At 47.8% G+C, this 11858-nt stretch carries 13 protein-coding genes; 6 read left to right on the top strand and 7 right to left on the bottom strand.

The window, feature by feature from the left end; all coding sequences use genetic code 11:
- Positions 1–89: 89 nt before the first annotated feature.
- A complete protein-coding gene (gene rpsB, locus ACXAH4_RS16565) occupies positions 90–821 on the bottom strand; it encodes a 30S ribosomal protein S2 (RefSeq protein ID WP_119500484.1) in 732 nt (243 codons plus the stop codon).
- Positions 822–1225: 404 nt separating this feature from the next.
- Between rpsB and map the strand changes: the two genes are divergently transcribed.
- From map to dapD, 3 genes are all read left to right on the top strand, one after another.
- Complete coding sequence (gene map / locus ACXAH4_RS16560) at positions 1226–2020, top strand: type I methionyl aminopeptidase (RefSeq protein WP_303574437.1); 795 nt, start codon at positions 1226–1228, stop codon at positions 2018–2020.
- A gap of 184 nt (positions 2021–2204) precedes the next feature.
- Positions 2205–4856, top strand: coding sequence for a [protein-PII] uridylyltransferase (glnD, locus tag ACXAH4_RS16555; RefSeq protein ID WP_474882682.1), 2652 nt, complete (start codon positions 2205–2207; stop codon positions 4854–4856).
- On the top strand, positions 4853–5677 hold the full coding sequence (dapD, locus tag ACXAH4_RS16550; RefSeq protein ID WP_119500480.1) for a 2,3,4,5-tetrahydropyridine-2,6-dicarboxylate N-succinyltransferase: 825 nt from the start codon (positions 4853–4855) through the stop codon (positions 5675–5677). Before glnD ends, dapD begins: the two co-directional genes overlap by 4 nt.
- 100 nt (positions 5678–5777) lie before the next feature.
- Here the strand turns inward: dapD and ACXAH4_RS16545 are convergent, their stop codons facing one another.
- Genes ACXAH4_RS16545 through ACXAH4_RS16535 form a run of 3 tightly spaced genes read right to left on the bottom strand, consistent with a single transcriptional unit; the run spans position 5778 to position 7309 of the window.
- Complete coding sequence (locus ACXAH4_RS16545) at positions 5778–6227, bottom strand: flavodoxin domain-containing protein (RefSeq protein WP_474882680.1); 450 nt, start codon at positions 6225–6227, stop codon at positions 5778–5780.
- Positions 6228–6249: 22 nt separating this feature from the next.
- Positions 6250–6969 (bottom strand): pseudouridine synthase, encoded by a 720-nt coding sequence (locus tag ACXAH4_RS16540; RefSeq protein ID WP_474844601.1) that lies wholly within the window; start codon positions 6967–6969, stop codon positions 6250–6252.
- A 28-nt stretch (positions 6970–6997) separates the two neighbouring features.
- Complete coding sequence (locus tag ACXAH4_RS16535; protein ID WP_474844600.1) at positions 6998–7309, bottom strand: YqcC family protein; 312 nt, start codon at positions 7307–7309, stop codon at positions 6998–7000.
- Positions 7310–7418: 109 nt separating this feature from the next.
- Here ACXAH4_RS16535 and ACXAH4_RS16530 point away from each other — a divergent pair, with 109 nt between their 5' ends.
- Together ACXAH4_RS16530 and ACXAH4_RS16525 are read left to right on the top strand one after the other, a co-directional pair.
- The gene (locus ACXAH4_RS16530) at positions 7419–8471 is read left to right on the top strand and encodes a DUF3549 family protein (protein WP_474882678.1); all 1053 of its coding nucleotides are present in this window, start codon (positions 7419–7421) and stop codon (positions 8469–8471) included.
- A 4-nt stretch (positions 8472–8475) separates the two neighbouring features.
- Positions 8476–8778 (top strand): DUF3301 domain-containing protein, encoded by a 303-nt coding sequence (locus tag ACXAH4_RS16525; protein WP_303574442.1) that lies wholly within the window; start codon positions 8476–8478, stop codon positions 8776–8778.
- 847 nt (positions 8779–9625) lie between these two features.
- Here ACXAH4_RS16525 and ACXAH4_RS16520 read toward each other — a convergent pair.
- Together ACXAH4_RS16520 and ACXAH4_RS16515 are read right to left on the bottom strand one after the other, a co-directional pair.
- Entirely contained in the window at positions 9626–10273 is a 648-nt protein-coding gene (locus ACXAH4_RS16520) for a GNAT family N-acetyltransferase (RefSeq protein ID WP_474865750.1), read from the bottom strand.
- A 135-nt stretch (positions 10274–10408) separates the two neighbouring features.
- A complete protein-coding gene (locus ACXAH4_RS16515; RefSeq protein ID WP_474844597.1) occupies positions 10409–10768 on the bottom strand; it encodes a DUF3192 domain-containing protein in 360 nt (119 codons plus the stop codon).
- 208 nt (positions 10769–10976) lie between these two features.
- Between ACXAH4_RS16515 and ACXAH4_RS16510 the strand changes: the two genes are divergently transcribed.
- On the top strand, positions 10977–11270 hold the full coding sequence (locus ACXAH4_RS16510; protein ID WP_474844596.1) for a hypothetical protein: 294 nt from the start codon (positions 10977–10979) through the stop codon (positions 11268–11270).
- Between the two features lie 3 nt (positions 11271–11273).
- Here ACXAH4_RS16510 and syd read toward each other — a convergent pair whose 3' ends face one another.
- Positions 11274–11822 carry a SecY-interacting protein gene (syd, locus tag ACXAH4_RS16505; protein ID WP_474882677.1) on the bottom strand — a complete coding sequence of 183 codons (549 nt, stop codon included), beginning with the start codon at positions 11820–11822 and terminating at the stop codon, positions 11274–11276.
- Between the last annotated feature and the right edge of the window lie 36 nt (positions 11823–11858).

Raw genomic sequence — 11858 nt, 5'->3', positions numbered from 1 at the left:
GGGGCTATTGGTGCCCCTCTTGAGATATTCGGTATTTTTGATGACAGTGGCATGTCATTGCCATGACCACTGTCACCGGTCAGATCTGATTACTCAGCGGCTTCTACGAAGTCGTCTTGCTCAGCCTGAACTTCAAGGTTGCTTTCGCGACCTTTGTTTACTGCATCAGCAGCAGCATCAAGATACAGCTGGATAGCACGGATCGCGTCGTCGTTACCAGGGATGATAAAGTCAACACCGTCAGGGTTAGAGTTAGTATCTACAACACCAACTACAGGAATACCCAGGTTACGTGCTTCAGTGATTGCAATGTGCTCGTGGTCAGCGTCGATAACAAAGATCACGTCAGGCAGACCGCCCATGTCTTTGATACCGCCAAGGCTGCTTTCCAGCTTGTCCATTTCACGTTGCAGCATCAGCGCTTCTTTTTTGGTCAGCTTGTCGAAAGTACCGTCTTGTGCTTGTTGCTCAAGATCTTTCAGACGCTTGATAGACTGGCGAACTGTTTTCCAGTTAGTCAGCATACCGCCCAACCAACGCTTGTTCACGTAGAACTGGTCACATTTCTGTGCTGCATCTTTTACAGCTTCACCAGCCGCACGCTTAGTACCAACAAACAGGATTTTACCTTTCTTGGAAGCAACACCAGACAGGTAGTTCATTGCTTCGTTGAACAGAGGTACTGTTTTTTCCAGGTTGATGATATGAACTTTGTTACGGGCACCGAAGATGAAAGGCTTCATCTTAGGGTTCCAGTAGCGGGTTTGGTGACCGAAATGCACACCGGCTTTCAGCATGTCACGCATTGATACGTTAGCCATGATATTTTCCTCTTGGGGTTAGGCCTCCATATACCCCTTCCATCGATCCGCGCAGTCTGTGAAGACCTTGCAGACACCCCGATGACAAGTGTCGGTATATGTGTGTTATTTAAAAAGTTAATTTACGAATATTGCGGTCCGGATAAACAGTGTTTTTCCGACTCTCACAAAACGCGGGCGCTTTATACCACAACAAGCCCCCATGCTCAAGTTTTAACGTCATCTGAGGCTGTCAAAATGCAGGATGACTATACAGTTGCGCTGTCAGACGTTACCATAACAGCAATCATGCGCCTGCCGTTTTAATTTGTGATAACTACAAATACCTGAGTCAGGTATATCATCAGACTAAACACATTTCCGGCGCATTCCCGTTTTCTCTGTTATCAATAATCGAGGGTACAGTGGCAGCTATAATTAAAACCGCTGAAGAAATTGAAAAAATGCGCGTTGCCGGCAAACTCGCCGCAGACGTGCTGACGATGATTACACCACATGTAAAAAAAGGTGTAACCACTGACGAACTGAATACCTTATGCCACGACTATATTGTCAATGAGCAACAAGCGATTCCGGCACCATTAAACTATGGTCATCCGCCCTTTCCAAAATCTATTTGTACGTCGGTAAACCATTGTATTTGTCATGGCATCCCGTCGGATAAAAAACTTAAAGACGGCGATATCATTAATATTGATGTAACCGTGATAAAAGACGGTTACCACGGCGATACCTCAAAGATGTTTATCGTCGGTAAGCCCGCCATTCTGGCTGAACGCCTGGTGCGGGTAACACAGGAGTGTTTGTATAACGCCATCAGGCAGGTAAAACCCGGCATGCGCCTGGGGGACATCGGTCACCTTTGTCAGACACACGCTGAATCGCATAATTATTCTATTGTCCGTGAGTACTGCGGACACGGTATTGGTGCAGGTTTCCACGAAGAACCTCAGATTGTGCACTATGGCCGTCCGGGCACGGGGGATGAACTGGTTCCGGGTATGTGCTTCACAATCGAACCCATGGTAAATGCCGGTAAGCGCCACTCAAAGGTACTGCCGGATCAATGGACTGTGGTCACTAAAGACCGTAGCCTGAGCGCCCAGTGGGAGCATACTTTGCTGGTTACTGAAGACGGCGTTGAAGTACTGACGCTGCGTGAAGAAGAAGATTTGCCCAGAGTCATCAGCCACAGTTAATTCCGGCCGGTAAGTTTTTCCGACAGGCGTATCCCGGCGCCTGTCCTTCTCCCTTAGTTATAACTTTTTCGACTAATTATTCACTTTTTAGCTCATTTTCATCACCTTTGCATAATGCGAAAATATGACGTTTCATGTTATTGTTCGCCAGATTTTTCCTTTCTGAAGTAATAAAAGGCACATTTTGAGCTTACAAAGACTAATCGAACAGGCCGAAACCATCACCTCCGCTGAAGATATCGCAGGTATCAAAGCGTGTATTACCGCGTCTAATCAGTGGCTCGAAAGTGCGTTTGATACGACACCGGTGGATCAACTGGTCACCGGCCGTGCGAAGTTTGTGGATGCCATGCTTGCCCACCTCTGGCAACTGATGGGTCTGGATGTTGTATCCGGCCTGGCGCTTTGTGCGGTAGGGGGATATGGCCGCGGTCATCTTCAACCGCATTCAGACATCGACTTATTAATTGTCAGTCACAAAAAGCTCAATAAAGATGTGCAGGAGCGTATCAGTCAGTTCATCACGCTTTTATGGGATATCAAACTGGATGTGGGTCAATCTGTCCGTACAGTGAAAGAAACACTGCAACTTGCTAAAGAAGATATCACGATCACCACAAATCTTGTGGAGAGCCGCCTGCTCACCGGTGATATGGATGTGTTTGAAACACTGTGGGATAAGCTGAACAGCCGCAAAGCCCTTTCATCGAAAGACTTTTTCAAAGCCAAGTACGACGAGCAAATGGCCCGCCATGCCAAATTCAATGGCACGTCTTACAACCTTGAGCCTAATATTAAAGAGAACCCGGGCTGTTTACGTGATATCCAGTCCATTGGCTGGGTCGCAAAAAAGCACTTTAAAGAATATGACGGCTTTAATCTGGTTGGCCACGGTTATTTTACCGAAGAAGAACATGGCGAACTGATAAGCTGCCGCATGCACCTCTGGCGTATGCGTTTTGCTCTGCACCTTATAGCCGGACGCAGTGAGAACCGCTTACTGTTTGATTACCAGCCGGATGTAGCAGAAAAACTGGGTTACGGCCGCGACGGAAAAGCATCAGTAGAAAAAATGATGCGGGACTTTTTTCGCATTATCCGCCGTGTGAGTGAACTGAATAAAATGCTGCTGCAACGGTTCCGCTACGATATGCTGAATCAGAGTGTGCAGTCTGAAACGCCGGTTAACGCAGACTTCAAACTCCTGGACGGAATGATATCCCCTACCCGCTCCGGTGTATTTGATTGCCCGGAAGCTGTGCTGGATTTTCTCAAAGTCGTGGCCGACACCCCTGCGGTACAGGGACTGGACACCGATACCATCCGCCAGCTCAGGAATGTCCGCAGAAAGTTTGAAAATAACTACTACGTAGAACGGGAAGGTTGCCGCGAACGGCTGATGCTTCTTTTCCGCCATCCGCACTTTTTCGATTTCGCATGGGATATCATGCATCAGTACGGCATTCTGGAATGTTACCTGCCTGAATGGGATAAGATTGTTGGCATGATGCAATTCGATTTATTCCATGCCTACACCGTTGATGAACACACCCACCGTGTGGTGAAAAATGTGAATCATTACTTCCAGCCGGAAAACATTGAATTTCCCCGGTGCGGCAGAATTGTCCGTAACCTGGACAAACCTGAGCTGATTTATATTGCCGCAGTATTTCACGACATTGCAAAAGGCCGGGGCGGCGACCACTCAGAACTGGGCGCTGAAGATGTGGCAAAGTTTGCCGGACTACATGGCATAAAGCCGAAAGATGCAGAGCTGATTGAATGGCTGGTCGAAAACCACCTGCTGATGTCAGTGGTTGCCCAGCGTCGTGATATTTATGATCCGGATGTGATCAGCGAATTTGCCACCGCCGTGCGCAGCCACACCCACCTGAACCTTTTATACGTACTCACTCTGGCGGATATCCGCGCCACCAATGATAACCTGTGGAACGACTGGAAATCATCGCTGCTCAGAGAGTTGTATCTCATGACCCAAAAGGCACTGGACAATGGTTTGCAATGCCAGGTCACGCTGGACGACCGGGTAAAAGAACATAAACACACAGCGCGTATTATTCTGGACGCGCAAGGCGTGCCGGAAAACGATATTCAGTCGCTGTGGGATCGTCTGGAAGACGATTACTTCGTGCGCTTCAAGCCGGCGCAGATTGCCTGGCATACATTGGAGATTTTAAACGGGGAAAAATCCGTACTGGCAGACAATCCCGACGCTCTGGTTGTTAAAGCTAATGACAACTCCGCAAAAGGCGGCACTGAAATTCTTATTTACGGGCGGGACCGGAAAGCACTGTTCGCTCAGGTTGCCTCAGTCATAGACAGCAGAAACTGTTCAATTCACGATGCCCACATTACAGTCACCCGTGACGGCTATGTGTTTGACAGCATTCTGGTGCTGGAAAATGACGGTTCCAGATTAAGCGGTGAAAACCGTACGAAGAGTCTGGAGAACGCCATTCTTTCTCAACTGGAAAAGCCGGGACGGGCCCATGACAACAAGCGCAAACTTTCCCGCCAGATGCGTCAGTTGGATGTCCCCACGAAAGTCCGCTTTTTTACATTAAATGATGAAAGCACACTGATAGAACTGGAAGCGCTGGACGCCCCCGGGATTCTGGCTAAAATTGGCCATGCATTCGTGGATAAAAGCGTGGTTCTGAAACTGGCAAAGATTGCCACCATCGGGGAGCGTGCCGAAGATATTTTTATTGTCAGCAACGACGCTGGCAAATCATTAACCCAGGAGCAGCAGGTTGCCCTTAAAAAGCAAATCCTGTTTAAACTCGATCAACTTGAAGACATCAACATATCATGACTGAATTGAAATCCATCATTGAAGATGCGTTTGAAAACCGTGACGCTTTGTCACCCTCTTCTGCGCCGGACGAAGTAAGACAAGCTGTTGCAGACGCTATCGCTATGCTGAACAGCGGTAAAGCCCGCGTAGCGGAAAAAATTGCCGGTGAATGGGTTGTTCATCAATGGCTGAAGAAAGCGGTATTACTGTACTTCCGTCTTCACAACAATGACATTATCGATGGTGCTGAAACAACATACTTCGATAAAGTACCTTTAAAATATACCGGCTACACTGCTGAACAATTTGCCGCGGAAGGCGTACGTGTTGTGCCACCGGCTGCAGTACGTACCGGTTCATTTGTCGGTAAGAATGTGGTTGTGATGCCGTCTTACGTAAACATCGGCGCATTTGTTGATGAAGGCACTATGGTAGATACGTGGGCAACTGTTGGCTCGTGTGCACAAATCGGTAAAAATGTTCACCTGTCTGGCGGCGTAGGCATTGGTGGTGTACTGGAACCACTGCAGGCCAACCCGACGATTATTGAAGATAACTGCTTTATCGGTGCACGTTCTGAAATCGTTGAAGGCGTGATCGTAGAAGAAGGCGCGGTAATTTCTATGGGCGTTTACATCTCCCAGAGCACCCGCATTTATGACCGTGAAACCGGCGAAATTACTTATGGTCGCGTACCGGCAGGTTCAGTTGTGGTTTCAGGTTCTCTGCCTTCTAAAGATGGCTCTCACAGCCTGTATGCAGCGGTCATCGTGAAGAAAGTGGACGCAAAAACCCGTGCAAAAGTAGGCATCAACGCCCTGCTCCGTGGGGTAGAATAATTCTGCGGATCACATAAATAAAAAGCGCAGCCGGGAGTATAAACTGACCCGCCTGCGCTTTTTTCGTTATAGCTGCCTGCTATAAACACACTGACGGCGATTACACCACCAGTTCATCTTTGATAGATTCAACAAACGCCAGCACCGGCTTTTCCGGCTCAAAGCATTCAATAGCATCCACCTCCAGCATCTCAGCCACGGCTTTACCCTGCAATTCGCTGAGCAATTCAAACCACTGGCGTCCTGCTGCACAATACGTATCTCCGTAGCTGCTGTCACCTAACGCACAAACAGCGAATGGTTTTCTGTCGAGCAACGGAAACTGGTCTTTTAGATCTGAAAATACAAATTCCAGATTCGGTGGCACATCTCCCTGTCCGGTTGTTGATGTGATCACCAGCAAAGCACCGGCGTCAGTCACATCTGAAACTTGCGGATCACTGCACACCTGACACTCGATTCCTTGCGCACTCAGGGATTCAGCTACCGTTTCTGCGGCATGCTGCGCATTTCCGTAAACACTGCCGGTAAGAATGGTTAATGCTGTCATATCAGCCCTCTTTAATCAGTCATTAAGTCACCTCGTACCCGGCCAGGTTGCTGAGCATACTGGCAAAAGGCGCATGAGGCGTAGTATTGATGGTAACGGTTTTTCCCGTCACCGGATGTGAAAATTGCATTAAAGTACACGTAAGGGCTAATTGATTAAAACCAAACTGCTCCCGTGCAAATTTATTTTGTTTGCCATCACCGTGTGAGGTGTCACCGATGATTGGATGGCGTAAATGAACAAGGTGTCTGCGCAACTGATGTTTGCGTCCGGTAAACGGCCTCAGCGCCACCAGCGAATAACGCGCAGAATCATACCTTCCCACCGGCACAGGCACACTGAATTTTTTCATAACCGTGTATTCAGTTACTGCATGCTGCGGGGCTACGTCTTCTGCCCGGTGAGCATCGGCAAACTTGTCCCTTTTAAATGTGAGGGCATAATCGATTAAACCACAGCCATTCATCCATCCGCGCACAAGGGCCAGATAGCCTTTACGGATCTGTTTGCCCATCATTGCCTGCCCCAGCTGACTGGCGATCTGTCCGTTAAATGCAAATACCAGTACACCGGAAGTAGGCCGGTCCAGACGATGGACCGGATAAACGTGCTGCCCCACAGTATCCCGTAATCTCTGAACAGCAAATTCAGTTTCCCGCTTATCTATCGGGCTGCGGTGAACCAGCAAACCCGGAGGCTTGTCCATGGCAACAATGTGATCATCCCGATATAAAATCTTCACTGGCTGATGACCGGTTATCAATCCCGCTTCACTCTCCACAAACAACCTCGTCAAGTTGCTGCAGCACCAGATGCAAATCCACCTCGCCCGGCAACGCAATTTGCGCCATCGGCAGTAAAGCCATATTGGCGGGTAAAGATTGTCCTGCAGCGATTAATTGCTGAAAGCGGGGAATGAAAATAAATTGCAGCCATGCTTCAAAGGCCAGCGTATCGCGGGCGAAGGGCTGCGTACTTTGCAACGCTTCCGGCGCCGGTGCTGTTGACGACCAGTAGCCACCTGCTTTAAGGACTATTTCCAAATCTTTCAGTAACAGACCAATGTGTTCAACCTGTGACATAACGGCTCTTTATGATGAAAAGCGGCCATTATAGAGTCACTGTTACGGTAGTAAAAGCCCCGGCACACCGTTATCATACCGCCTTTGTTTTCAGGTGGAGCAGTTCAGTATGTCCGGTCAGTCAGCCCAATCTATTCAAACACTCAGCGAATTTCTGCTTCACGCAGGAACGGACTTTCAATTGTTTGATTTAGGCCGCGGTGTACACCCTCTGGACACACAGCAATTCCTTGAAATGGAAAGCGGCATGCGCCCCTGCCCCAGACCACGCCAGCAACACGCCTGGTTTGGCATTGTCTTCTGGTCGGGCAAGCCGGTAAAACATCATTATATCTGGTTTCTGAAGTTCCCGGTTGATGAGCGGGGTTTACTGGTCATGGCCGCCCGTAATCATTTTTTGCAAATTATTGTCGATGTGCTCGGTAGCAGTCCGGAAAATGAAAAGCAGGATACATTGCCGGATAATCCTTACTCTTTTGTGCCGGTACAGTCGCAGATGGCGCAGTTCAACGCCCTGACCCGAAATATGCTCGGCCTGCCGGCGGCGCCGGGCACAGATAAAGTTGCGCAGTATGTAAAAGCCCCGGCAGTCAGTGACTGGCGGGAACTCTCTGTACAGGCCATTGCCGATTATGCTACTACGCTGACATCAGATGACGCGGTCACCGCTGTAATAACTAACCTGTCACTTTTTCAGCAGGATTTTGTCAAGACACTGATGGAGAGTTGCGAACCCGTCGACCTGGCACCAACATTGAAACAGGCCATCGCCGTTTACTGTCAGGAAACGCTGATTGAGAACCCGGTAACGGGTCTGGCAGCATTGCGGGCGCTGGCCAGCGAAACAGCAGATGAAAGTGTCACAGCACTGTTGACAGATTTACTGAACGGGGAACAGGCAGATATTCATCTGCTCAGCGTGATTGCCGGCCGCCACTATGCGCAGCTCGATGAACCCCTTCTTGTTCGCTTTTTTGAAAATGCTGCCGCTGTGGATGATAAAGAAAGCAGGCAAGGCGCAGTATTTGGCGGTTTTTTCTCTGACCTGGTTCAGTTACCGGTGCTGAGATTACAGGTATTGACCCTGTTGAGAACAGATACGTGCAGCGAAAAGCTGAAGCTGGCCTTCGGGCGGTTGTTTAACCAGGCACAGAAGCAGTAAACAAATGACTTTAGGTGAATTAACTTTATTTCTGTTGATTGGATTTGCGGGCTTTCAGTTCTGGCGGATCCGCAGCATTTCAGAGGCGGCATTCGAACACGCGCGCCGGTACTGCGACACACATCATCTCCAGTTGCTGACACTGGCCCGGCGCTCCACACGACTAACTTTCAAATATGCTAAGCCAGACTGGCATTCACGATTTGAGTTTGAATTTTCCGGAAACGGAGAAGACAGATATACAGGAGAAATGGAAATGGTGGGAAAACGGGTACTCAGAACGCAATTACCGCCTTACCGCGTATAAAAACGCAAAAAAAGCGATAGCCCGACGCTATCGCTTTTTCTGAATTTTGAGCGTCCTTCTCTGCGATCCATTGCGACTTTCACCGTCCAGTAAAAATCCGTATGCGCCCCTTTCCTTCTTTTCCTGCGTCATCCTGAGCAGGCCACTCTGTTCCGTGAGCGGATCCCTTTCCATTTTTCCTGTATTAACTACACATCCTTCGTGCAGCATTCTTCAATCCCTGAAGTTGTCCATTGCGTTCATCATGAACGCTATCCTTATCCCTTAATCCATATTAACCACTCATCCGTGCAGTGGTAATCCCCGTTCCTGAGGTTGTCCCTGATGCGCTTTCCCTCGCGCTTCCAATGTCCTTGTGACCATAATCCCCTTGGTATTCTTCATCCTGAAGTTGTCCCTGACGGTCATCCTGACCGTATCCCTTTTCCGTTCTCCTGAAAACTGGCTCTTCCTGAGTCAGTATTCCGTTCCTTCGGTTGTCCGCAGTTCATCCATGAGTGTCGTAAAGTTCATCCCTGACTCGTCGTGTTTCCCTGTGACATGATTAATAGTACTGATCCTGAAGATCTGTGCTACATGCTTTTTTCAATTATTTTCACCGTCATAAATCTGTCATTACCGGCATTACCAAAAAGTCTAATAAAAACAGCTACTTTATACTTTGGTATAATAAAAGCGTCATAAAAAAAACTTCAAAGTCCCACACTTTTGTAAGACATGTCTTACAAACTTTTGGGTAATGTCTACAGGGGAAATTTTGTGAAAAAACACCGGTAGCAGAATAATGATGAAAAAAAGCGCAACCATCAGGTTACGCTTTCAAAACAGGTAGATAGAGGCTAAGTGATCAGACCAGTGGCTTTGGCTTAAAGAGGATCTCTCCGGTAACGTCAGACACTGTGATCACCGAGATCTGTTGATAGAATCCGCTTCTGAAGAACTTCAGATATTTGGGCAGGCTCACAAAAACGCCTACCCCTTCGCTGGATGGGTCTTCATTAACAATACTGTCTATTGCCCCCATTAATAAATGACCCAGACCATGATGCTGATGGTCCGGATGGACGGCGATAAAAGATACCATATGATAATGTTCAGCGGGCATTGCACTACGGATCTTCTCTTCTTTCTCAACCATAGCACGGGTACTGAAATAGCCTGCTGTCAGCAGCATTTTCAATCGCCAGTGCCAGAAACGCCCGCTGGAAAAGCTGCTTCCGGGTTTCGTCAGACAAGTGACAGCCAGCAAGCGACTGTCTTCGAACAAACCTATCATGGGTTGACCTGCATCCCAGAAGGCATCCAGCTCTTCTCTGATGGCACTGCGCAGACGGCCTTCATAGCCTTCTTTTTCTGCCTGAAAGATGTCCATGAACAGAGGATCATCATGATAGGCGTTATAAAGAATGGAAGCGGCTACTTTCAGATTGTCGGCAGTGAGGAATACTGCACGCACGTCTTCGATATGTACATCTGGCTCAAGAACGGTATTCATGGGACGATCTCCTGTAAATGAGAACAGGCGGATGTACTACTGACGCCTGACAAACAGTTATAGCCTGTTTTTTAATCACTTTACAGAAGAACGCCTCACTTGTTAACTAAAAGTTAATTCACACTATTGAGCGGTTCAGAGCTGGTTGTAAGCACCCTCACCCCAGCCCGTAAGAATTCCGTCACGGAATACCAGAGGCGTACATTCGTCTTTAGATGTGACACCATCATCCATGGTGCGTTGAGTACGGTAGAACAGTACGCGATAAGCGTGATCATTCTTATCGTGCATTTCGTTAAAATCGGCTACACCCATTTTGCGGACAACAGACTCGTAGGTCATACCGGTTTCTAACTGCGAAACATGCTTACGGTTATTGTATTCACGATCCTGCCAGTCTGAAGAATAATGTCCGTCATCTCCGCCTACAGAGATAACACAACCGGTGAGTGTGAACGGTGAAATAAGAGCAGCGGCCAGAATGAGATGTTTCATTGTAATCCTTTTTATAAAAAATAATTTCAGTGGTTTTATTAACACCTAAAGAATCAAATTTCAGACCACAAATTAACTCACTGATTTTGTTTAACATTATAAAATTTAGCAAAATAAACTGGGTTAAAATTTAGTGTATTACACTATTAACTGGTGCTTTATACTATTCCCGAAACCTCTGTATTCTCAGTAACCGAAGTAAGGAAAAATGATGTCTCAGGCCGACCAGTCACAACAACTCGTTATGATTTGCCACAAAATGCACCAGGAAGGTTTGCAGCCCGGCGTAGGGTTGTTGCGCGCGCGGGCTCCTTTCAAAGTCTCAGTGACGCAGGCTATCGATGCCATAAAAGCCTGGAATGCCAGCAGCAAAATGCCGGCAACACCAGCTTCAGATGCCGGCGACCGGGTCGCTGCGCTGGAAAAACGTGTCAGCGAAATGGAATCGGCTATTGCGATACTTGAACAACGTCTCGCACAATTGAGCGATAAAACAGCGTAAAAATTAAGGACGCGGTATAAGCGCTGACAGAAAATCAGCCATTGAAGGGGCAAGCACCTGCTCAGCACGTTTGCCAACTCTCTCCAGCAACACCTCTCCGGTACTATTGTCCAGTGAAATCAGGTAGTCATCGTCGTCTGTGAGTGCGAAGAATAACGTAGCAGGCTGTTTCAGGCGACGTTTCATCATAATGTGCCCTATGAGATTTTCCTGAAGTCTTTCAAAATCTTCATCGCTGCAAACCTGCAGCAGTTCACAGTTGCCCTGCTCTGCCTTTGCCGGTAAATGAAAGCTGAAGTAGCGGGTGAACCAGGTAACAAAATCAGGGTGCAATTTAATATCCAGCGCCTCTTCCAGACCATTGAAGTTATTGTTGCCAGTTTGCTTAACAGGTTGCCAGTTTATCACTTCACCATTTTCAGCATTCCGTGAATAACACGGTGAAGGCCAGTCTTTATCAAATTCAATCGTCAGAAAATCGGGATTTTGTGACGCAGCGGTAAGGCATTGCTGAATAAAAGCATCTAAACTTTGTGTTAATTGGTCGGGCATTTCGGTGGCCTTTTGGTTACACTGAGGACCTGCTTC

It is taken from the genome of Alteromonas sp. ABV2_168 (assembly GCF_056161165.1).
Note: the sequence above shows the minus strand (reverse complement) of the source record. Positions and strands in the feature narration are given on the sequence as shown.

Bases quoted from the DNA above. Each gene is read 5' to 3' on its own strand.
- ACXAH4_RS16530 (WP_474882678.1), top strand. From the start codon at position 7,419: ATGTCCGGTCAGTCAGCCCAATCTATTCAAACACTCAGCGAATTTCTG.
- ACXAH4_RS16520 (WP_474865750.1), bottom strand. From the start codon at position 10,273: ATGAATACCGTTCTTGAGCCAGATGTACATATCGAAGACGTGCGTGCA.
- dapD (WP_119500480.1), top strand. From the start codon at position 4,853: ATGACTGAATTGAAATCCATCATTGAAGATGCGTTTGAAAACCGTGAC.
- ACXAH4_RS16535 (WP_474844600.1), bottom strand. From the start codon at position 7,309: ATGTCACAGGTTGAACACATTGGTCTGTTACTGAAAGATTTGGAAATA.
- ACXAH4_RS16515 (WP_474844597.1), bottom strand. From the start codon at position 10,768: ATGAAACATCTCATTCTGGCCGCTGCTCTTATTTCACCGTTCACACTC.
- ACXAH4_RS16510 (WP_474844596.1), top strand. From the start codon at position 10,977: ATGATGTCTCAGGCCGACCAGTCACAACAACTCGTTATGATTTGCCAC.
- ACXAH4_RS16525 (WP_303574442.1), top strand. From the start codon at position 8,476: ATGACTTTAGGTGAATTAACTTTATTTCTGTTGATTGGATTTGCGGGC.
- ACXAH4_RS16545 (WP_474882680.1), bottom strand. From the start codon at position 6,227: ATGACAGCATTAACCATTCTTACCGGCAGTGTTTACGGAAATGCGCAG.
- rpsB (WP_119500484.1), bottom strand. From the start codon at position 821: ATGGCTAACGTATCAATGCGTGACATGCTGAAAGCCGGTGTGCATTTC.
- syd (WP_474882677.1), bottom strand. From the start codon at position 11,822: ATGCCCGACCAATTAACACAAAGTTTAGATGCTTTTATTCAGCAATGC.